Below are 19483 nucleotides of genomic sequence, written 5' to 3' on the forward strand. Positions count from 1 at the left end.
GTCCTCGAAGGACCGCGCCGGGGCTCCTCGGCGTCGAACGGGTCGCAGCGCCTCGCGGGCTGCCGGGCTCGGCTCAGCGCGGCTCGGCAGGGGTCGCAGGGATCAGGGGTTGATGCCGCGCTGCTCGAACCAGCTCTCCGGGTCGACCGGGGCGCCGCCGCCGGGCCGGACCTCCAGGTGCAGGTGCGGGCCGGTGACGTTGCCGGTGGCGCCGACCTTGCCGATCTGCTGGCCGGGGACGACCTTGCCCGAGCCCTTGATGATCGAGGAGAGGTGGCAGTACCAGATCTCGGTGCCGTCGGGCAGGGTCTCGACGATCCGGTAGCCGTAGGACCCGGCCCAGCCGGCCGAGGTGATGGTGCCCTGGCCGACCGCGTAGACGGCGGTGCCCGTGTCGGCGGCGAAGTCCAGGCCGGTGTGCAGGTGGGCCCAGTAGCGGGCGCTCTGGCCGTAGTGGGCGGAGAGGCTGTAGTCGCGCACCGGCAGGTTGATGGCGGCGAGCTTGGCCTTCTCGGCCTCCTCGGCGGCGCGCTTGGCCTGCGCCTGCTGGGCGACCTGGGCGGCGCGCTTGGCCTCGGCCTCCTGGGCGGCCTGCACCCGGGCGGTCTCGTCGGCGGCGGTGCGCTGGCTGTCGGCCTGCTGCTGGATCCTGGCGGCGAGGGCGAGCCCGGGGTCGGCCGAGAGGGCGACCGGGGTCTCGTCCGGCACCTCGACGGCGGGCGCGGCGGCCGGCGTCGCGGAGGCGAAGCCGGTGGCGCCCAGGGTGGCCGCGACGGCGGTGACGCCGAGCAGCGGAGCGGTGCCGCGGGTCTGACGGGGCATCCGGTGCCGGTTGATCTCGGCGGTCTGCGGAGCGGTCTCGTCCGCCGGGCCGCCGAACAGGCCCGGGTGGGCCGCAGGGCGGGGGTGGTCGAGCAGCTGGGTACCGGCGGAGAAGCCGGACGGGTGTGCCGGGGTGTGCGTCGACGCCACGGAGGCGCGCTCCTTTCCTTCCTTCGCGCCTACCGGGTTAGCTGACGGGTTCGGAGCAGGAAGGTCTCCTACGGCTGGGCCTGGGCCCGGCCGATTCACCCCAAGGAACATGGTTCCCCGGCTCCCTGGCCTGCCCGAAGGCCGGCCGGCGGGATTAGGCGACGGCGCACGGTGCCGTCTGGTTACGGCGTTAGGGACCGCGCTGCGTTATCAAACGTTAATCCGAGAGGCCCCCGATTCCAAGCCATCTGTTGAGGAGGACGGGATACGGGCCGGACACGCGCGGTCCGATGGGCGTTTTGGGACGATTGACGACAACTGACACTACCGAACGTGATAGGACGTCAACGAACGGCCCCCCATCTGAGTACCTCTACTCATGTGCGACCGGAGTCCGCGCGGCCATCCTGGCGCCATGAGCACACCGATGCAGTCACGCACCACGGCCGCGTACTACGTCCAGGCCGTCCTGTCCTTCTTCCTGTCCGCCGTCGCCCTCGCGATCGGCATCGCCTACCTCCCGGTCGGGGCCTGGACCCGGGCCTTCCTCGGCCTCGGCCTGCTCTACACCATCACCTCCGCGTTCACGCTGGCCAAGGTGGTCCGGGACCGGCAGGAGTCCACCGAGCTGGTCACCCGGGTCGACCAGGCCCGGCTGGACAAGCTGCTGGCCGAGCACGACCCGTTCAAGGTGGAGGGGGTCTGAGGCGGAGGGCGCCCCGGCGCCTCCGCCGGGAGCGGCCACCGGGCCGGCCGCCGGACCGGCCGTCACGCCCGCCCCCCTCGGAAGCGGGTCGTAGCTTGACGGCTAAGGCTATTAGCCTTAGCTTTATGGCTATCGGCGCAGTCGCCGACGACCCGAACCCGCGCGGCAAGCCCGCCCGCGGCGGACCGAGGAGGCCCACCATGACCGGCACCGCCCCCGTCACCCGCTACCTCGACCTCCCCGGCGGCCGACTCGCCTTCGACGACTCCGGCCACGGCGACGGCGTCCCCGTCGTCCTGCTCCCCGGCATGCTCGACAGCCGGGCCGCCTACCGGCACCTGCGCCCGCTGCTGGCCGCCGCCGGCCGCCGGGTGATCACCATGGACCTGCGGGGCTTCGGCGAGTCCTCGATCACCTGGGACGACTACTCGCCCGCCGCGATCGCCCGCGACGTCCTCGCCCTGCTCGACCACCTCGGCATCGAGCGCGCCGCCCTGGCGGGCAGCTCGTACACCGGCGCCACCGTGGTCCGGGCCGCCGGGGACGCGCCGGAGCGGGTCGCCGGGATCGTCCTGCTGGACGCCTTCGTCGAGAACCCGCCGCCGAACGCCCTGCAGCGCGCGGTGGTCGGCGCGATGGGCGCCCTCCTCGTCCACTCGCCGGCCTTCTGGGGCCTGTACCAGCGGAGGTTCGCCTACCCGACCGCCAAGCCGGCCGACCACGACGCCTACGTCGACGGGCTGGTCGCCGCGATGCGCACCCCCGGCCGGAAGACCGCCACCCGCGGCTACGTCCGCGGGGACTCCGCGCCCACCGGCTGGACCTCAGCCGTGCGGTGCCCGGCCCTGGTCGTAATGGGCTCCAAGGACCCCGACTTCTCGAAGCCGGAACTGGTCGCCGACCGGCAGGCCGCCGCGCTCGACGCGCGGAAGGTGATGATCGAGGGCGCCGGGCACTACCCGATGGCCGACCACCCGCAGGCCACCGCCGACGCCCTGCTGCCCTTCCTCGCCGCCCTGGCCTGAGCCGCCCACGGGGCCCGGCTCCCCCCGGGCCCGAAACCGCGCAGTCCGGCCCTGAGCGGCTCCGCGCGGCCCTGAGCGGCCGTACGCGCCCCTCGCAGCCCCAGCCACCACCGAAGCACCCTGGAGAACCGCCGTGCCCCGAGTCGGTCTGACCCCCGAGCAGGTCGTCGACCACGCCCTCGCCCTCGTCGACGAGCAGGGCCCCGAAGCCCTCACCCTGGCCGCCGTCGCCGGGCGCGCCGGCGTCGCCACCCCCTCGCTGTACAAGCACGTCAGCGGCGGCCTCGCCGAGCTGCGCCGGCTGGTCGCGGTCCGGGTGACCGGAGAACTGGCCGACCGGCTGGCCGAGGCCGCCGTCGGACGCGGCGGGGACGACGCCGTCGCCGCCGTCCTGCGCGCCTACCACGCGTACGCCACCGAGCACCCGCACCGGTACGGCGCCCTGCCGCAGGCGCCGCAGCCGGACGAGGACCTCGCTGCGGCGGCGGCCCGGCTGGTCGGAGTGATCGTCGCGGTGCTGCGCGCGTACGGGCTGGAGGGCTCCGAGGCGATCCACGCGGCCCGGACCTTCCGCTCGCTGGCCCACGGCTTCGCGGCGCTCTCGATCGGCGGCGGCTTCCGGCTCGCCGAGGACCTGGAGGACACCCAGGACCGGATGATCACCGTGCTGACGGCCGGACTGCACGGCTGGCCCCGGCCCTGAGGGCCCCCGGGCCCGGGGGCGTCCCGGCGCCCGGGCCCCGGCCCACGAGCCCCGCGCCCGGCGCCGTGCGGGAGGGACGACCTGCGGCGGCGAGAAGGGGCGGGGGCCGCGGTCCGCGGACGGAGAACGACGAAGGGCCCGGAGCGGGGGACGCTCCGGGCCCTTCGGTGCTGTGGGGCTAACAGGACTTGAACCTGTGGCCTCTTCCTTATCAGGGAAGCGCTCTAACCGTCTGAGCTATAGCCCCGTGCTGCACGGAGAAGGGTACCGGACCGGAAGGGGGTGCCACGCCACCGGCCGCCCCGCGGGCGGTTCCGAACGGACAAACGGGATCAATCGACCATCAGGGGTTAGATTGGCCCGGCCGGCGGACGGCCGTCCGGAAGGGCCGTCCACCGGCGACGCAGGGCGGGCACCACCGACGGCCGGACCCCGACTCCGGTACGCCGTCCGGGCTACCGCTCGCCAGCACTGGAAATAAGGTATTAAGAATTGACTGGCTCATAAGGAACCGGAAAGGCCGGAAATCCCGTGGACCCGCGCAGCAGCCCCACCGCGCGCAGTGCCATGCGCTGTGTGCGCTTATTGCTCGGCTGCACCAGCGCCGCCGAACTGCTCGGAACCGTCCTCGCCGAGGGGCCGGCCTGGATCACCGGCGAGGGTTCCGCGCTCTACCTGCTGGACTCCACCGGAATGCTCCGGCTCACCGCCTCCCACGGCCTCCCCGACTGGGCCCACGAGCGCTACGGCGTCGTCGATCCGGCCGGTGACCTCCCCGCCGCGACGGCGCTCCGGCTGCGCCGGCCGTACCTCCTCAGCCCCGAGCGCACCAGCGTCGACTACCCCAATCGGAACGCCGGGATGGGCACCGGAATGGTCGCCGTCATCGCCCTGCCGATGGTCGTCGACGAACAACCGGTGGGCGTGCTCGCCCTCGCCCTCGCCCACCGGGGCACCGTCCCCCGACGCGACCTGGACGTGCTGGAGACCCTCGGCGACGCCTGCGCCCACCGGCTCGCCCACCTGCTCGACCACGCACACCCCGAACGCCGGGCCCGGACCGACCGGGGCGCACCCGCCGCGCCGGGCGGGTCGGCCGCGCCGGGCGGGTCGGCCGCGCCGGGCGGGTCGGCCGGACGGCGCGGGCCGGGCGGTGTGCGCCCCGGGCCGGATCCCGACGGCACCGGTCCGGCCTCCGCACCGGGCCACCCGATGCTCTCGCTCGCCCTCCGGGCCGCCGGACACGGCGCCTTCGAGCGCGACCTGGTCACCGGCGAGACCTACTGGGACGCCCACGCCCACCGGCTGGTCGGCCGACCCGCACCGGACGGGAGCGGGCCGGCCCCCGCGCCGGACCTCGACCTGCTCGTCCACCCCGAGGACCTGCCCGACGTCCAGGCCGCGCTCGCCGAGGCGCTCGCCACCGGCGGTCCGTACCGGATCCGCTACCGGGTGCCGCGCCGGGGCGGCAGCGGAGTGATCCGGATCGAGGAGACCGGGGAGGTGATGCTGGACGTGCACCGCCGGCCGGTCCGGATCGCCGGACTGCTCGCCGACCGCGACCACGGCCGCGCGCCCGAGGAGCGCCCGGCCGCCCCGGAGAGCGGCACCCCGGCCGTCGGAGCCCGCTCCGCCCTGCTGCTGGCCCTGACCCGGGCCCTCTCCCGGGCGGTCACCGTCCGGGACGTGACCACGACGGTCACCGATGTCGCCCGGCCAGCCTTCGGCGCCGCCGGCATCGTGCTCGACCTGGTCGACGAGGGCCGGCTGCTGCCCGTCTCGCACACCGTCTACGGCGGTGCGCGGCGTACCGAGCTGACCCGGCTGGCCGACCTCTCGGAGGGGGTGATGCAGCGCGCCCTGGCCCGCTCCGCACCCCTGTTCAGCGAGCCCGGCCGGACCGCGCGGGGCCCGGGCGGGCCCGGGCGGGGGGCGTCGGCGGAGGCGGGGAACGGGGACGGGCAGGGCGGGGACGGCCAGGTCACGGACGGGCAGGACCCGGACGGGCAGGGCGGGGACGGCAGCACCGGGGACGGGCCGCTCGCCCCGGCGGCCTGGGCGGTGCTGCCGCTGATCGCCTCCGGCCGGCAGGTCGGCTCCTGCCTGATCACCTTCGCCACCGAACGCGCCTTCGGCCGCGAGGACCGCACCCTCTACTCGGCGTTCGCCGGCATCCTCGCCCAGTCGCTGGAACGCGCCCGGCTCTACGACACCCACCACCACCGGGCCACCGAGCTGCAACGCGCGATGCTGCCGCGTTCGCTGCCCCGGCTGCCCGGGATCGCCAGCGCCGCCCGCTACCTGCCGAGCACCGAGGGCATGCAGATCGGCGGCGACTGGTACGACCTGCTGCGGCTGCCGGAGGGCCGGATCGGCCTGGTGATCGGTGACGTCCAGGGCCACAACGCCGAGGCGACGGCCGTGATGGGGCAGCTGCGCAGCGGTCTCCGCGCGTACGCCACGGACGGGCACGACCCGGCCGCCACGCTGTCCCGGACCAGCCGGCTGCTCACCGAGCTGGACACCGACCTGTTCGCCACCTGCCTCTACCTCACGCTCGATCCGGCGGACGGCACCCTGCGGGCGGCCCGCGCCGGGCACCCGGCCCCGGTCCGGATCGCCGAGAACGCCCGGGCGGTGGAGCTGGAACTGCCCGGCGGGCCGCCCCTGGGCGTCGACCCGGACGCGCCCTACCCGCTGGTGGTGGAGCACCTGGCGCCCGGCGAGACGCTGCTCGCCTACACCGACGGCCTGGTGGAGGACCGGGAGGAGGACTACGACGAGTCGGTGCACCGGATGCTCGGCGGGCTGGAGCTGTGGGCGCGCAACACCGGTCCGGTCCGGGTCGGGCCGGGGCCGGCGCTGGAGCGGCTGGCCGATCTGCTCACGTTGAACGTGACCGAACGCCGCTCCCGTCCGGACGACGTCGCCCTCCTGTTGCTGCACCGCTTGTCATCAGGGCAATAAGGCCCTTGCACGGGCGCGGACGAAGTGTTCGGCGACCGTCCGGTCGGGCCCGAAGAACGGTCGATCGGCGTGCTATTGACGGGATATCGACGAGTTCTGGTCACTTGGCGAGATCCGTTCACACCTTCGTAGGATCATCACCCTAGAATTCGCGGCGTGACGATGACTCAGTGGTGCGCAACGGCAACCGGCGTACTCGCCGCCCTCGCCCTCGTGGCCGCCGCCCGCTACCGCGCGGTCTCCGCCACCCAGCGCCGTCGGGTCACCCAGCAGCAGCGCGAGATCGACCGCCTCAAGGAACAGCTCACCGGCGAACTGAGCCGCCGCGGCGCCGAACTGGCCGCCGTCCAGCAGGAACAGGAGCTCAACGCCTCCACCCAGCGGGCGTTCCTCAGCGTGGCCCGCCGGATCCTCGTGATGGCGCACGACCAGCAGGCCCTGCTGGACGAGATGGAGCGCACCCACGACGATCCGGCCCTGCTGGAGGGCCTGCTCAAGGCGGACCACGCCGCCGCCCAACAGGCACGACTGGCCCAGACCCTGGCCGTGCTCTGCGGCGCCCGGGCCGGTCGGCACTGGCCCGAGCCGGTCACGCTGGAGGACGTGGTGCGCGGTGCGCAGTCGCGGATCCTGCCCTTCCAGCGGGTGGTGGTCCGCAGCCGGATCGAGACCGCCGTGGTCGGGGCCGCCGCCGAGGCGCTGATCCACGCCGTCGCCGAGCTGCTGGACAACGCCACCCGCTACTCCCCGCCCAGCACCCAGGTGTTCGTCACCCTGATGCCCGTGCACAACGGCGCCGTGATCGAGATCGACGACGGCGGCGTCGGCATGCCCGAGCAGGCCGTCTCCAAGGCGGCCGCCGCGCTGGGCGGCGGGCCCGCGATCGAGGTCTCCCGCCTCGGCGAGGTCCCGCAGCTCGGGCTGGCGGCGGTCGGCCGGCTCTCCGAGCAGTACGGGTTCCGGGTCACCCTCAGCTCCGCGCCCTCGCCGTACGGCGGAGTGCGGGTCGTCGTGCTGCTGCCGAACGCGCTGCTCACCGAACCGCTGCCGTCGACCGTGCCCGGCCTCGGCACGGACGACGCCGTGTTCGGCCACGGTCCGCGCCGGTCCGCCGCTCCCCGGTCGGGCTCCCCCGCGCCCGGCCGGTCCCCGGCACACGGCCCCCAGGGCACGCACGGGCCGCAGGGTCCGTACGGATCGCCCGACGCGCACGGCGCGCACGGGTCCCCGGGCGTTCACGGATCACCCGGCGCGTACGGGCAGCCGGACGGGTACGGGCAGCAGGGCGCGTTCGGAGCACCGGGCGCCTACGGGCAGCAGGGCCCGACCGGGCCGCAGTCCGCGCAGGACCCGTACGGGTACCCGGCACCCTCCGAGTACCCGCCGCTGTACCCCCCGGCGACCGGCTACCCGCCGGTGACCGGCACGCCGGGAGCACCCGGCATCCCCTCGGCCGACACCCCGTCGGCCGACCGGCCCGCCGAGGCCGGCGCCACGCCGCCGCCGCTGCCCCGCCGGAGCCACCGGCGCGACCGGGCCAACCGGCACGCCGCGTCCGCCGCTCCGACCCCGCCGGCCGCTCCGCCGTACCGCTCGGCCCAGCAGGCGCAGACGTTCATGGCGATGTTCCAGGCCGGCACGGCCAGCGGCCGCTCGGCCGTCCAGGCCCAGGCCCACTCCCCGGGCCACCCCCAGGGCCACCCCCAGGGCGACGATCGGGCCCACTCCCCGGGCCACGGCCAGAACCCCGGCCGGTCGCACGCCCCGCACGACCCTTCCCTTCCCGCTTCCCCCCAGCTTCCCCAGCGCTCCGGAGAGTTCCATGACCACCACCCCTGACCTCGGCTGGCTCCTCGCCGACATCGTCTCCGTCCCCGAGGTCCAGCACGCCGTCGTGGTGTCCAACGACGGCCTGGAGATCGGACGCAGCGAGGGCATCGTGCGCGAGGACGCCGAACGACTCGCCGCCGCCTGCTCCGGCCTCCAGTCACTGGCCCGCGGCGTCGCCCAGGGGTTCGGCGGCCACGGCAGCGCGACCCGCCAGATCATCATCGAGTACGGCGGCGGCTACCTCTTCATCGTCGCCGCCGGCGCCGGTGCCCACCTGGCCGTGGTGACCGCCGAGGCGGTGGACGCCGGGCTGGTCGCCTACCAGATGCAGGTCCTGGTCGAGCGGATCGGCTCCCACCTCACGAGTCCGCCGCGCGCCGACCTCGCGGCGGAGGGGCTGCGGTGAACGGGCCGGTCCGGCCCTACGTCATCACCGGCGGCCGCAGCCGTCCCACCAGGACCGCGCTGGCCGTCGAGAGCCTGGTCACCGCCTTACCCGACCGGCCCGCACTGCCCGAGGACGCGCTGCTCAACCGCGAGCACCAACGGATCCTGGACCTCTGCCGCAGCCTGCTCTCGATCGCCGAGGTGGCCGCCTACCTGGGCCTGCCGCTCGGTGTCGTCAAGGTCCTGGTCGGCGACCTCTGGGACCTCGGCGCCGTCCAGGTGCTCCCGCCCGTCCCGCAGGCCGAACGCCTGCCCACAACCCTCCTGGAAGAGGTACTCGTTGGCCTCCGCCAACTCCGCTGACGCCCTCGCCGGCGCTCCCGCCGGCGCGTCCGCCGACCGCCCCGCCGAACCCCGGTACCTGCCGCCGTCCGTCCAGGGCGCCGTCAAGATCCTCGTCACCGGCCCGTTCGGGGTGGGCAAGACCACCCTGGTCGGCTCGCTCAGCGAGATCACCCCGCTGCGCACCGAGGAGACCATGACCGCCGCCAGCAGCGGGGTCGACGACCTCACCGGGCGCAGCGAGAAGACCACCACCACGGTCGCGCTGGACTTCGGCCGGATCACGCTCAACGCCCGGCTCGCCCTCTACCTCTTCGGCACGCCGGGCCAGCAGCGGTTCTGGCCGCTCTGGGACGACCTGTCGCGCGGCGCGCTCGGCGCCATCGCCATGGTGGACCTGCGCCGGCCGGACGAGAGCTTCGAGGTGCTCGGCCGGCTGGAGGAACAACGGATCCCGTTCGCGGTGGCCGTCAACACCTTCCCGGACACCCCGAGCTACCCGGAGGAGGAGCTGCGGTCGGCACTGGACCTGCTGCCCGAGGCGCCGATCCTGTACTGCGACGCACGGGACCGGCGGGCCTCGTACGACCTGCTGATCGACTTCGTCGACCACCTGCACTCCACGGCCGTACTGGAGCTCCAGCGATGACGACACCCGAGCCCGGTACCGCGCTTCCGCCGCCCGGCTGCCCCGCGCACGCGGGCGGCCCACCGTCCGGCGGGCTCCCCGGCGGGCTGCCGGTCGGAGTGCCGCTCACCCCGCTGTACGGCACGGCCGTCGCCGACGACCCGCACGGTCTGTACGCCCGGCTGCGCGCCCAGTACGGCCCGGTCGCGCCGATCGAGCTGGAGCCCGGCGTCGAGGCCTGGCTGGTCGTCGGCTACCCCGAGCTGCTCGAACTCACCCGCAACGAGGCGCTGTTCTCCAAGGACTCGCGCCGCTGGCGGGTCCCCGCCGAGGGCCGGCTGGCCCCCGACTCCCGGCTCCAGCCGATGACCGCCTGGCGCCCTACCCTGCTCAACCTGGACGGCGCCGAGCACCAGCGGCTGCGCGCCGCCGTCGCCGACACGCTCGCCCAGATCGACCACCGGCAGCTGCGCGAGACCACCGAGACCGCCGCCGACGCGCTGATCGACAGCTGGGGCCCGGACGGCACCGCCGACCTGGTCGCCCAGTACGCGCGCCGGCTGCCGCTGCTCGTCTTCACCCAACTGCTCGGGCTGGCCGCCGAGACCGGCCAGCACCTGATCCAGCTGATCAGCCACATCGCCGACAGCGGCGCCGAGTCGGTGCGCGCCAACGCCGAGTTCCAGGCGATCCTGGTCGACCTGGTCCGCCTCCGCCGGACCACGCCCAGTGCCGACCTCACCTCCTGGCTGCTGGCCCACCCGGCCGGGCTGACCGACGAGGAGGCGGTGCACCACCTGGTCGTGATGATGGTCGCCGGCAACGAGACCACCATCTGCTGGACCGGCAACACGCTGCGGCTGCTGCTGACCGACCGCCGGTTCCGGGCCACCCTCACCGGTGGGCGGCTGACCGTCGCCGACGCGCTGGAGGAGGTGCTCTGGCGCGACCCGCCGACGCAGAACTTCCCCGGCCGGTGGGCCACCGGCGACACCGTCCTCGGCGGCCAGTACATCAGCCGCGGCGACATGCTCGTCCTGGGGCTGGCCGCCGCCAACGCCGACCCGGCCGCCCAGGGCACCGGCACGCCCGGGCACGGCGCGCTGGGCGGCAACCGGGCCCACCTGGCCTGGGGCGCCGGCAAGCACGTCTGCCCGGCCCAGCAGCCGGCCCGGATCATCGTCGAGACCGCCGTCGAGACCCTGCTCCACCGCCTTCCGGACCTCCAACTGGCCGTACCGCCGAGCGAGCTGGCCTGGCGTCCGTCGCCCTGGTCGCGCGCCCTGGTCAGCCTGCCGGTGCTCTACAGCGCCTTCACCCCGCCCCGACCGCAAGCCCCCGAGAGGCCCGCCGCATGGACACCGCCGCAGCCGCCGAGCACGACCGACCCGGCCACGGAGCCGTCCCCCTCCGAGGGGGGTCCGACGCCGGGGCAGGCGCGCCCGTCCGGCCCGACCCCGTCCGGCTCGACCCCTTCGGACGGGACCAGCACGGGGAGAACCTCCGGCTCCGGGAAGCCGGCCCGGCGGTCCTGGTGGAGCTCCCTGGCGGGGTGGTGGTCTGGGCAGTGACCCATCACGACACCCTCCAGGAGCTGCTCGCCGACCCGCGCGTCGGCAAGAACCCGCAGCTGTGGACGGTGTTCCGGGAGGGCCGGCTGCCCGAGGGGTGGCCGCTGATCAACTTCGTCACCGTCCCCGGCATGATCACCACGGACGGCGACGACCACCGGCGGCTGCGCGGCCTGGTCACCCAGGCGTTCACCCCGCGCCGGGTCGCCGCGCTGCAACCCGCCATCGAGGCCCGGACCGTCGCCCTGCTCGACCGGATAGCCGGTCTGGAGGGCGAGTTCGACCTGCGCGAGCACTTCGCCTACCCGCTGCCCATGCAGGTGATCGGCGAGCTGCTCGGCCTGCCGCCCAAGCAGCAGGACGAGCTGCACGAGCTCTCCGACACCCTGGTCTCCAGCTCGGCCACCCCCGAGGCCGCGGTCGCCGCCCAGCGGGCGCTGTTCGCCCTGCTCGCCTCCGTGGTCGCCGCCAAGCGGGCCGAACCGGGCGACGACCTCACCACCGACCTGATCGCCGCGCGCGAGGACACCGACCGGCTCAGCGAACAGGAGCTGGTCGGCACCCTGCTGCTGATGCTGGTGGCCGGCCACGAGACGACGCTCAACCTGATCACCAACGCCGTCCGGGCGCTGCTCGCCCACCCCGACCAGCTGGAGCTGGTGCTGAACGGCACCGCGTCCTGGTCCGCGGTGGTGGAGGAGACGCTGCGCTACGACTCGCCGGTCGGCCAGTTCCCGCTCCGGTACGCGGTCGAGGACATCCCGGTCGGGGACGCCGTGATCCGGCGCGGGGACGCTCTGCTCGCCTCGTACGCCGCCGCCGGACGGGACTCCGGGCACTACGAGGAGGCCGACCGCTTCGACCTCACCCGCAAGCCGAACCGGCACCTGTCGTTCGGCCACGGCCCGCACTTCTGCCTCGGCTCCGGGCTCGCCCGGATGGAGGCGGAGACGGCGCTGCGGTCCCTGTTCGCGCGGTACCCCGGGCTGGCGCTCGCGCAGGGCCCGGCGCCGGAGCCGATCGGGTCCTTCGTCAGCAACAGCGTGCGGACGCTGCGGGTGACCGTCTGACCCTGCGGAAGTGACCGCGGGGCGGCCGGGTCGTTGGGGGTTCCATGAAGAAACTCGCCACCCTGGCCGCCCTCACCATGGCCGGTCTCGCCGCCGCCGTCCCGGCCGCCTCCGCCGCCACCTCCACCGCGGCCTCCCCGGACGCCCTCGGCGGACTCTCCAACGGGCTCACCCTCTCCCCCGCCGACCTCCTCCTCCACGAGGCGAAGGACCTGCCGCTGGTCGGCCACGCCGCCGGCGAGGTCGAGGCCATCGGCACCAACCAGATGACCCACCCCGGCCTCAGCGGCCAGATCGGCCACGGTCTGTGAGACCGGCCGGCGGACGGCCCGCGGGCCGTCCGCCGAACCGGCCGGCCGGTGCGACGGACCGGTTCCGCACGGTCGCACCGGCCGGTCCTGGGCCGGCTCACTCGGCGGGGGCGCTCAGCTCCTGCAACTCCTGGTAGCCCAGCCCGCCGTCGAGCGCGGTGTACGTGCCCTGCGCGTACACCTCCTCGGCGGCGCGGCGCACCGCCGCGTACGCCGCCCGGGCCAGACCCGGGCCCAGGCTGACCCGGGCCACCCCCAGCCGCGCCAGCTCCGGCACGGACGGCGAGCCCGGCCCGGCCAGCACGTTGAGCGGCGCCGGGACGGCCTTCACCAGCGCGGCGATCACCTCCGGGTCGGCCACGCCGGGCACGAACACCCCGTCGGCGCCCGCCTCGACGTACGCGCGCAGCCGGGCGACCGCCTCGTCGAACCGCCCCTCCGGTTCTCCGAGGCCGAGCAGGAAGACGTCGGTCCGGCCGTTGACGAAGAGGTCCACGCCGGCCGCGACCGCCGCCTCGCGGGCCGCCGCGATCCGCTCGGCCGCCTCGGCCACGGGCCGCCGGCCGTCCTCCAGGTTCACCCCCACCGCCCCGGTGGCGAGGAGCCCCGCGACCGTCCCGCCCACCCCGGCGGCCGTCTCCGCGAACCCGCTCTCCAGGTCGGCGGTGACCGGCAGGCCGACCGCGCGGACGATCAGCGCCGTCTGGGCCAGCACCTCGTCCCGGTCGGCGGCGTCGCCGTCCGCGCTGCCGAGCGTCCAGCTGACGCTCGCACTGGCCGTCGCCACGGCGCGCGCCCCGGCGGCGGCGACCAGTCGGGCGCTCGCCGCGTCCCAGACGTTGGCGAGCACCAACGGGTCACCGGGGCGGTGGAGTTCGCGGAGGATCCGGGCCTTGGCCTGCTGCTGTGCCGTCATGGTCGGGAACCCTACTTCGCGGCCGGGCTGAGCCGGGAGGTGACACCGATCCGGTTCCAGGAGTTGATGGTGATGATCAGTGCGATCAGCTGCGCCAGCTCGGCCGGCTCGAACTGCGCGGCGGCCTCCTGGTACACGGCGTCCGGCACGTGGCCCTGGGTGAGCAGCGTGACCGACTCGGTCAGCGCGAGCGCGGCCCGCTCCCGGGCGGTGAACCACGGCGTCTCGCGCCAGGCGGGGAGGGAGAGCAGGCGGTGGTCCCGCTCGCCGTTCTTCAGGGCGTCGGTGGAGTGCATGTCGATGCAGAACGCACACCCGTTGATCATCGAGGCGTGCACCTTGACCAACTCGGCGAGGACCGGGTCCACGCCCTGCCGGGCGGCGCGCTCCACCGCGAACATCGCCCTGTAGAAGTCGGGCGCCAGGTCGGGAAGGGAGATCCGCTGCTCGGGGGCGGGGACGGGGGTGTCGGCCGAGGTCTCGTTCGTCGTCATGCCTGCCAGCCTAGGGGCCGGGTGGCCTGCCCTACTGGTGCGTTCGGGCCCGGGAATCGTGGGCCACTTCGGGGGTGCGCCGGGCCCCGGCCGGCCCGCCGCGGCCGTGGTGCGCGGAGTCTGGCACGACCGGGCTTCCGGCGGAAGTCCCCGGACGCCCGGTCGGTGGCCGTGGCCGTGCGCCCGGGGCGCCCCTCCGGTGCCTCGTCGGTGCGCCTCCGGCGTCTCGTCGGTGCGCCTCCGCTCGCCTCCGGTGTGGCTCCGGTCGCCTCTCCGGGCGCGAACGGGCGTGCGAGGATCGCAGGGTGGGGCGGTACCGGTGGGATCCCGGCGCCGCCCGGTGCGGACGAGGTCAGGGGGACAGGACGTGTGTACGGCGTTCGTGAGCATCGAGCCGTCGTCGGCGGTACCGGTGCTGGTGCTGGCGGTGCGGGACGAGTACGCCGGCCGGCGGTGGGCGCCGCCCGGCCGCCACTGGCCCGCACAGCCCTCCGCGGTCGGCGGTCTCGACCTCGTCGCGGGCGGCACCTGGCTGGCGGTCGGCTCCGCCGGGGCGGGCGGGGAGGCCGGGGCGGTCGGTGAAGCCGTCGCGGCCTGCCTGCTGAACGGCTTCGGCACCCTGGCCCCCGCGCAGGCCCGGCAGTCGCGCGGCGAACTGCCGCTGCTCGCCGTCCGGGGCGGCCGGATCGACCGGCTGGACCTCGACCGGTACGACCCCTTCCACCTGGTGGTGGCACGGGCCAGCGGCGTGCGCGTCCTGAGCTGGGGCGGCAGCGGCAGCCGGCTCGCGGAGCTGGACCTGCCCACCGGCCTGAGCGTCGTGCTCAACGACGGCCCCGAGGGGATGGCGGAGAACCGGACCGCCTCCGAGCGGATCCGCTCGCTGATGGGTGCCCGGGCCGCCCGCTTCCGCGCACGCTTCGAGACGGCCGCCCGCCCGGAGCCGCTCCCCGACGCCGTGTCGACCGGCGAGGCGTGGGGCGCGTGGCTGCCGATCGTCGCCGGGGACGGACTGCCGCTGGACGACCCGGCTGCGCTGGTCCAGCGCCGCGAGTTCGGCGACGGCCGGATCTGGGGCTCGTCGTCGATATCCCTGCTGGCCTTCGGCCCGGCGGGCGTCCGCTACGACTTCGGCCCGGCACCGGTGGAGGGCGACGGCGACTGGCGCCGGGTGGAGGCGGCCTGACGGTCTGCCTCCACCCCGCCGGGAAAGCCGGCGACCGGCGCCGAGCGGCGTTCACGTGCTGTACCGGGCGCTCACCCCTCGGCGCGGGCCTGGAGCCAGCGCTTCGCGACGGTCTCGCTGACGTAGTACCAGTACTCCGTCGCGCGGTCCTCGTCCTCGCTCGCGATCTCCGTCCACCACATCGGCCAGAACTCCCGCTCATAGTGGGCCTTCAGGACCCGGCTGAAGCCCGACAGCGACCCGCGGAGCCGGGTGCGGTCGAGGCCGAGCGCGGCGACCAGCGCCCCGTAGCTCACCTTCACGCCCGGCTGCTCCGCGAGGATGTCGAGGATCGCGACGACCACCTGAACGGAGTCGCGACGGTCGCTGATCAGGGCGCGGAGGTCTTCCACGGCCCACTCGTCGCGGCGCCGCTGGTGCTCGCCCTGAGGGTCCCTCGACGTGGGCCCCGTCCCGCCGGCCGGGGCTGCGGCCGGGGCCGCGGTCGCCCCGCTGCGCTCGGCGATGAAGGCGTAGACGGCCGGCACGAGATGGGCCGGCACCGGCACCGACACGTACGCCGGGTTCTCCTGGGTCATGACGTTCCTCCCCTTGCTACTGCCGCTCCGTGCGGCGACATGTCTGATCATGGCATGCCGTCAGCACCGGTGTCCAGCCACTAACGCCCCTTAATAAGCATGAGCACCCTTCAAGGGGCTTGGAGAGGTATCAGGGGACGCGGAACTCCTGGGACTTGTTGCCCGGGGTGCAGACCGTCATGGTGAGCTGCGCACCGGCGCCGTTGTCGGTCAGGCAGTTCTGGCCCATGTAGTCCTTCAGGTAGAAGGCGCCGGAGGTGGTCGCGGGGGTGACCGTCCAGTTGGTCATGAAGCTGAAGCCGTTGGAGAGGACCACCTTGCCGTCCATGTCCTGCACGAGCGGCGGGGCGCTCAGCTTGCACGGGTTGAACTGGTGCCAGCTGCTCGGCACGGTGTGCACCCAGCCGTAGGCGCTCGCGCCTCCCATCACCACGGCCTGGCCGCCCGCCAGGCCGTCCTGGGAGAGACCGACGCGCAGGCCGTCCCCGACATTGGTGAGGTAGCCCCAGTTGGTGCCGCCGCATCCGGCGGGGACGGCGGCCGGAGGCTGGGCCGACGGGGAGGCGGCGGGGGCCGACGGCCGCGGAAGAGCCGGGGGCGCGGCGGTGGCGCCCGAGGGCACGGGCGGAGCGGTGACGGCCGACGGCAGGGGCGGTGCGGCGGGCCCCGTGCCGCCCGGCGCGGTGGCGGCGGGCGGCTGCTGCGGCGCGGTGGTCCGGGCGGGCCCGGTGGCGGACTTCGACGGGCCGGTGGCGGGCGGCAGCGCCGTCTCCGTCCCCGACGGGGTGCCGGACGGCGCCGCGGTGGGCTGCACGGTGGCGGGCAGCGGCGCGGCCGGGACGGTCGCGGTGACGGTCACCGCCACCGGCGGGGCGGAGCCCGGCGTCTGCGCCTCCGAGGTGAACGGCGCCTTGTCGATGAGCAACACGGTGGCCGTCCCCACCGAGATCACCAGCGGGAGCACGATCGGCACCAGGAAGCCGCGCCGCCGGCTGCGGGGAACGGGTTCGGTGGCCGCGCGGGACACGACCTCGCCGACCACGGCGGGGGGCACGGCGGGGGGCGCGGCGGGGGGCGCGGCGGGTACGGCCGGGGGCGTGACCGGCGACGCGACCGCCCCCGGAGCCACCGCCGCGCGGGCGGCCTCCGCCATGGCCGCCGCGTCGGCGAAACGGTCCCCCGGTTGCTTGGCCAGCGCCGTCGTGACGATCGCCCGCACCGCCGCCGGTATCGACTCCGGCAGCGCCGGCACCGGCTCGCGCAGGTGCTTGAGCGCCACCTCCAGCACGCTCTCGCCCGTGAACGGCGGCCTGCCGGTGAGCAGTTCGTAGCAGACCACGCCGACCGCGTAGAGGTCCGCAGCGGGTGTGATCTCCTTGCCCTCGGCCTGCTCGGGAGCCATGTAGAGGGCGGTGCCGATCACCGCGTGCGAGGCCGTGAGCCTGGTCCCGGCGGTGGCGCGGGCGATGCCGAAGTCGGTGACCGTCACCCGGTCGTCGTCCCGGACCATCAGGTTGGACGGCTTCACGTCGCGGTGCACGATGTCCCGCCGGTGCGCGGCGTGCAGGGCGTCCAGCGCGGCGGCCAGCAGACCGAGCGCGCGGTCCGGCGGGAGCACCCCGTCCTCGGCGAGCACCTTGTCCAGCGGACGGCCGTCGATCAGCTCCATGACGATGTAGGCGGCGCGCTCGCCGTCCTCGTCGGGGCCTTCCTCGCCGTAGTCGTGCACGTCCACGACGCCGGGGTGGCTCAGGGCGGCGAGCAGCTGGGCCTCACGGCGGAAGCGCCGGGCGAAGGTGCCGTCCTCCAGCAGCGCCGCGTGGAGGATCTTCACCGCGACCTGCCGCCCCAGCACCGCGTCGTCGGCCTGCCAGACGGACCCCATCCCGCCGCCGCCTATCCGCGCGGTCAGCGTGTAGCGCCCCCCGAGCACGGTCCCCCGACCACTCATCCCCAGCCCCTCCGTCGGACGCGACCGAACGCGTCGGCAGGCGAACAGTCTGCCACGCCCCCTCGCACCCACTGTCGAGCCTCCCGCCCCGTCGCCACAAGGGGGTTGAGCAGCGACGGAGCCCGCCGCGACCCGACTCGTCCGGCCCGCAGCCACGGATCCCCCCGGCGGCGGAGCGGCGGGCTCAACCTCGCGTCCAGGTCCGCCCGTTGCGGCATCCCGCCGTGCCGCCTGCCGCCGGGCGGACCCAGGGGCGGCGACACGGCCCCAGGGGGCGCGGAAATCCGTTTCGGGCACGGCGCCGGCGCCTCTACGGTGGCGCGGTGATGACTCAGGTGATCGTTCTCAACGGTGGTTCCAGCTCGGGGAAGTCCGGGATCATCAGGTGTCTCCAGGCAGTCCTGCCGGACCCGTGGCTGGCCCTCGGGACGGACACGCTGGTCGAGGCGATGCCGATGTCGATGCAGACGGCGGACGGCGGGGTCGAGTTCGCTGCGGACGGGGCCGTGATCGTCGGGCCGGGGTTCCGGACGCTGGAAGCGGCCTGGATCGAGGGGATCGCCGCCATGGCCCGCGCGGGTGCCCGGGTCGTCGTCGACGAGGTCTTCCTCGGCGGAGCTGACTCGCAGCAGCGGTGGCGGACGGCCCTGAGCGGGTTGCGGGTGCTGTGGGTCGGCGTCCGGTGTGACGGCGCGGTCGCCGCGGGGCGGGAGGTCGCACGGGGCGATCGGACCATCGGCATGGCCGTGTCCCAGGCGGAGGTGGTCCACCAGGGCGTGACCTACGACCTGGAGGTGGACACCACCCGGGCCGAGTCGATGGAGTGCGCACGGACCATCGCCGCACGCGTGGAGTGACCGAAGGCCCTGCTGTCCGACGCGGTGACGCAGCGGGCGAACGAGCCGGGCCGGAAGGCGCCCTGCACAGGAAGTCGGAGGGGCCGAAGTCCCGTGCGGGGAGGGTCAGCGTCGGCGGGTGGCCCAGTGGCGCTCGATCGCACGGCCGAGGGTGGAGTTGACGAGGAGGGTGCCTGCGCAGAGGACGAGGAGGAAGAACAGGTTGGCCGCGCCGGGACCGTGGCGGCGGACGGGGTGGCTGGCGAGTACGGCGAGCACCGTGCCGGCCGCCACGGAGGCGGCCGAGGCGGCGATCAGCAGCATGCGGGGCGGGCGGCTCATCCGGGAAGCGGCCTCGCGGCCGACGGTGCCGGGTCGGTGGGCGCGGGGAGGCCGACGTGCTCGGGCCGGGCGGTCCACTCGACGCCCCCGCCGACCGGGCGGAGGTAGAGACGGCCGCCGATGGTGTCCATGTAGACGCCGGTACGGCGGGTGCGGCGGTCGAGGACGAGTTGGCCGGGCACGGGGGAGGGTTCGGTGTTCATGGGGTGCGGGTCGCTTCCGGGATCACTGGGCGGCGAGGCGGACGGTCACCAACCGGCCCGTGGAGACGACGACTTCGGCGGCGAGCGGGGTGCCGCCGACCGCACCGAGGGTGACGGGCCGGCCGGCCGAGGGCCGCCAGGGGTGCCGCTCGCCCTGCTCGCGGCGGGCCCGGACACCGTCGCGGATCACGTCGACGAGCTTGAGCACGACGGACGTCGGCGCGGCCCCGAGGTCGATGAGGACCACGCCGGTGACGGAGGCGCAGTTCCAGTCGATGCCGGTGGAGGGCAGGGCCGTCCCGGCGGCGGCGAGGGTCGCCGTGAGGTCACCGAGGGCTTCGGCCGCCTCCGAGCGGTCCTCGGCGGTGATCCTTCTGAGCATGGAGGCCATGGGATTCGAGCCTTTCGGTGAATTCTGCGATTTCCTCTCCAGGAAAACAGGGCGACGACTACGCTGGGAAGCAG

The 19483-nt window shown here is 74.9% G+C and carries 21 protein-coding genes, 1 tRNA gene and 1 riboswitch; of the genes, 13 read left to right on the top strand and 9 right to left on the bottom strand.

Translation table 11 applies throughout. The annotated features are described in order from the left end of the window. Positions 1-102 precede the first annotated feature (102 nt). Positions 103-972 (bottom strand): M23 family metallopeptidase, encoded by an 870-nt coding sequence (locus tag ACFWOG_RS09680; protein WP_329878545.1) that lies wholly within the window; start codon positions 970-972, stop codon positions 103-105. Between the two features lie 12 nt (positions 973-984). Then, a riboswitch (cyclic di-AMP (ydaO/yuaA leader) is annotated at positions 985-1143 on the bottom strand. A 244-nt stretch (positions 1144-1387) separates the two neighbouring features. On the opposite strand from ACFWOG_RS09680, the gene ACFWOG_RS09685 reads away from it, so the two are divergent. The 3 genes from ACFWOG_RS09685 (at position 1388) to ACFWOG_RS09695 (ending at position 3406) form a co-directional block, all read left to right on the top strand. After that, positions 1388-1678 carry a YiaA/YiaB family inner membrane protein gene (locus ACFWOG_RS09685; RefSeq protein ID WP_329878547.1) on the top strand — a complete coding sequence of 97 codons (291 nt, stop codon included), beginning with the start codon at positions 1388-1390 and terminating at the stop codon, positions 1676-1678. A gap of 125 nt (positions 1679-1803) precedes the next feature. Next, positions 1804-2703 (top strand): alpha/beta fold hydrolase, encoded by a 900-nt coding sequence (locus ACFWOG_RS09690; protein ID WP_380356479.1) that lies wholly within the window; start codon positions 1804-1806, stop codon positions 2701-2703. A gap of 133 nt (positions 2704-2836) precedes the next feature. Beyond that, positions 2837-3406: a TetR-like C-terminal domain-containing protein gene (locus ACFWOG_RS09695; protein WP_329947887.1), complete on the top strand. Its 570-nt coding sequence runs from the start codon at positions 2837-2839 to the stop codon at positions 3404-3406. Between the two features lie 173 nt (positions 3407-3579). On the opposite strand, the gene ACFWOG_RS09700 is transcribed toward ACFWOG_RS09695, so the two are convergent. Then, positions 3580-3653, bottom strand: a tRNA-Ile gene (locus ACFWOG_RS09700). Between the two features lie 329 nt (positions 3654-3982). Between ACFWOG_RS09700 and ACFWOG_RS09705 the strand changes: the two genes are divergently transcribed. The 8 genes from ACFWOG_RS09705 to ACFWOG_RS09740 all read left to right on the top strand — a co-directional run bounded on the left by ACFWOG_RS09705 (position 3983) and on the right by ACFWOG_RS09740 (position 12512). Then, positions 3983-6373: a SpoIIE family protein phosphatase gene (locus ACFWOG_RS09705; RefSeq protein ID WP_380356484.1), complete on the top strand. Its 2391-nt coding sequence runs from the start codon at positions 3983-3985 to the stop codon at positions 6371-6373. 162 nt (positions 6374-6535) lie between these two features. After that, a complete protein-coding gene (locus ACFWOG_RS09710; protein ID WP_329947908.1) occupies positions 6536-8212 on the top strand; it encodes an ATP-binding protein in 1677 nt (558 codons plus the stop codon). Beyond that, a complete protein-coding gene (locus ACFWOG_RS09715) occupies positions 8196-8609 on the top strand; it encodes a roadblock/LC7 domain-containing protein (protein WP_329878555.1) in 414 nt (137 codons plus the stop codon). Before ACFWOG_RS09710 ends, ACFWOG_RS09715 begins: the two co-directional genes overlap by 17 nt. Further along, complete coding sequence (locus tag ACFWOG_RS09720) at positions 8606-8953, top strand: DUF742 domain-containing protein (protein WP_329878558.1); 348 nt, start codon at positions 8606-8608, stop codon at positions 8951-8953. The genes ACFWOG_RS09715 and ACFWOG_RS09720 overlap by 4 nt, the downstream gene beginning before the upstream one ends. Before the next feature lie 58 nt (positions 8954-9011). Continuing rightward, positions 9012-9581, top strand: coding sequence for an ATP/GTP-binding protein (locus ACFWOG_RS09725; protein WP_329878645.1), 570 nt, complete (start codon positions 9012-9014; stop codon positions 9579-9581). Then, the gene (locus ACFWOG_RS09730; protein ID WP_380356488.1) at positions 9578-11131 is read left to right on the top strand and encodes a cytochrome P450; all 1554 of its coding nucleotides are present in this window, start codon (positions 9578-9580) and stop codon (positions 11129-11131) included. Before ACFWOG_RS09725 ends, ACFWOG_RS09730 begins: the two co-directional genes overlap by 4 nt. Further along, entirely contained in the window at positions 11128-12201 is a 1074-nt protein-coding gene (locus ACFWOG_RS09735; protein WP_329947884.1) for a cytochrome P450, read from the top strand. The genes ACFWOG_RS09730 and ACFWOG_RS09735 overlap by 4 nt, the downstream gene beginning before the upstream one ends. Positions 12202-12245: 44 nt before the next feature. Then, the gene (locus ACFWOG_RS09740) at positions 12246-12512 is read left to right on the top strand and encodes a hypothetical protein (RefSeq protein ID WP_329878564.1); all 267 of its coding nucleotides are present in this window, start codon (positions 12246-12248) and stop codon (positions 12510-12512) included. Positions 12513-12609: 97 nt separating this feature from the next. Here ACFWOG_RS09740 and ACFWOG_RS09745 read toward each other — a convergent pair whose 3' ends face one another. Both ACFWOG_RS09745 and ACFWOG_RS09750 read right to left on the bottom strand, forming a co-directional pair. Beyond that, positions 12610-13428, bottom strand: a complete 819-nt coding sequence (locus ACFWOG_RS09745; protein ID WP_380356492.1) for an isocitrate lyase/phosphoenolpyruvate mutase family protein — start codon at positions 13426-13428, stop codon at positions 12610-12612. Positions 13429-13439: 11 nt separating this feature from the next. Further along, positions 13440-13922: a carboxymuconolactone decarboxylase family protein gene (locus ACFWOG_RS09750; protein WP_329947882.1), complete on the bottom strand. Its 483-nt coding sequence runs from the start codon at positions 13920-13922 to the stop codon at positions 13440-13442. Positions 13923-14304: 382 nt separating this feature from the next. Between ACFWOG_RS09750 and ACFWOG_RS09755 the strand changes: the two genes are divergently transcribed. After that, positions 14305-15108 (top strand): NRDE family protein, encoded by an 804-nt coding sequence (locus ACFWOG_RS09755; protein ID WP_380356495.1) that lies wholly within the window; start codon positions 14305-14307, stop codon positions 15106-15108. 71 nt (positions 15109-15179) lie between these two features. On the opposite strand, the gene ACFWOG_RS09760 is transcribed toward ACFWOG_RS09755, so the two are convergent. Next, entirely contained in the window at positions 15180-15686 is a 507-nt protein-coding gene (locus ACFWOG_RS09760) for a hypothetical protein (RefSeq protein WP_355403770.1), read from the bottom strand. Positions 15687-15816: 130 nt separating this feature from the next. Further along, positions 15817-17637, bottom strand: a complete 1821-nt coding sequence (locus tag ACFWOG_RS09765) for a protein kinase (protein WP_380356498.1) — start codon at positions 17635-17637, stop codon at positions 15817-15819. Positions 17638-17963: 326 nt separating this feature from the next. On the opposite strand from ACFWOG_RS09765, the gene cpt reads away from it, so the two are divergent. Continuing rightward, positions 17964-18494, top strand: coding sequence for a chloramphenicol phosphotransferase CPT (cpt, locus tag ACFWOG_RS09770; protein WP_380356542.1), 531 nt, complete (start codon positions 17964-17966; stop codon positions 18492-18494). A gap of 105 nt (positions 18495-18599) precedes the next feature. Here the strand turns inward: cpt and ACFWOG_RS09775 are convergent, their stop codons facing one another. From ACFWOG_RS09775 to ACFWOG_RS09785, 3 genes are read right to left on the bottom strand one after another with little or no spacing between them, the layout of a single operon-like run. Then, positions 18600-18815, bottom strand: a complete 216-nt coding sequence (locus tag ACFWOG_RS09775; protein WP_329878575.1) for a hypothetical protein — start codon at positions 18813-18815, stop codon at positions 18600-18602. Next, a complete protein-coding gene (locus ACFWOG_RS09780) occupies positions 18812-19018 on the bottom strand; it encodes a hypothetical protein (RefSeq protein WP_329878577.1) in 207 nt (68 codons plus the stop codon). The genes ACFWOG_RS09775 and ACFWOG_RS09780 overlap by 4 nt, the downstream gene beginning before the upstream one ends. Positions 19019-19040: 22 nt before the next feature. Then, on the bottom strand, positions 19041-19400 hold the full coding sequence (locus tag ACFWOG_RS09785) for a hypothetical protein (protein WP_355403762.1): 360 nt from the start codon (positions 19398-19400) through the stop codon (positions 19041-19043). Between the last annotated feature and the right edge of the window lie 83 nt (positions 19401-19483).

This window comes from Kitasatospora sp. NPDC058406 (assembly GCF_042722765.1).
Taxonomy (GTDB): Bacteria; Actinomycetota; Actinomycetes; order Streptomycetales; family Streptomycetaceae; genus Kitasatospora.

Bases quoted from the DNA above. Each gene is read 5' to 3' on its own strand.
- cpt (WP_380356542.1), top strand. From the start codon at position 17,964: ATGACTCAGGTGATCGTTCTCAACGGTGGTTCCAGCTCGGGGAAGTCC.
- ACFWOG_RS09785 (WP_355403762.1), bottom strand. From the start codon at position 19,400: ATGCTCAGAAGGATCACCGCCGAGGACCGCTCGGAGGCGGCCGAAGCC.
- ACFWOG_RS09765 (WP_380356498.1), bottom strand. From the start codon at position 17,637: ATGAGTGGTCGGGGGACCGTGCTCGGGGGGCGCTACACGCTGACCGCG.
- ACFWOG_RS09750 (WP_329947882.1), bottom strand. From the start codon at position 13,922: ATGACGACGAACGAGACCTCGGCCGACACCCCCGTCCCCGCCCCCGAG.
- ACFWOG_RS09690 (WP_380356479.1), top strand. From the start codon at position 1,804: ATGGCTATCGGCGCAGTCGCCGACGACCCGAACCCGCGCGGCAAGCCC.
- ACFWOG_RS09760 (WP_355403770.1), bottom strand. From the start codon at position 15,686: ATGACCCAGGAGAACCCGGCGTACGTGTCGGTGCCGGTGCCGGCCCAT.
- ACFWOG_RS09710 (WP_329947908.1), top strand. From the start codon at position 6,536: ATGACTCAGTGGTGCGCAACGGCAACCGGCGTACTCGCCGCCCTCGCC.
- ACFWOG_RS09775 (WP_329878575.1), bottom strand. From the start codon at position 18,815: ATGAGCCGCCCGCCCCGCATGCTGCTGATCGCCGCCTCGGCCGCCTCC.
- ACFWOG_RS09740 (WP_329878564.1), top strand. From the start codon at position 12,246: ATGAAGAAACTCGCCACCCTGGCCGCCCTCACCATGGCCGGTCTCGCC.
- ACFWOG_RS09685 (WP_329878547.1), top strand. From the start codon at position 1,388: ATGAGCACACCGATGCAGTCACGCACCACGGCCGCGTACTACGTCCAG.
- ACFWOG_RS09745 (WP_380356492.1), bottom strand. From the start codon at position 13,428: ATGACGGCACAGCAGCAGGCCAAGGCCCGGATCCTCCGCGAACTCCAC.
- ACFWOG_RS09780 (WP_329878577.1), bottom strand. From the start codon at position 19,018: ATGAACACCGAACCCTCCCCCGTGCCCGGCCAACTCGTCCTCGACCGC.
- ACFWOG_RS09730 (WP_380356488.1), top strand. From the start codon at position 9,578: ATGACGACACCCGAGCCCGGTACCGCGCTTCCGCCGCCCGGCTGCCCC.
- ACFWOG_RS09715 (WP_329878555.1), top strand. From the start codon at position 8,196: ATGACCACCACCCCTGACCTCGGCTGGCTCCTCGCCGACATCGTCTCC.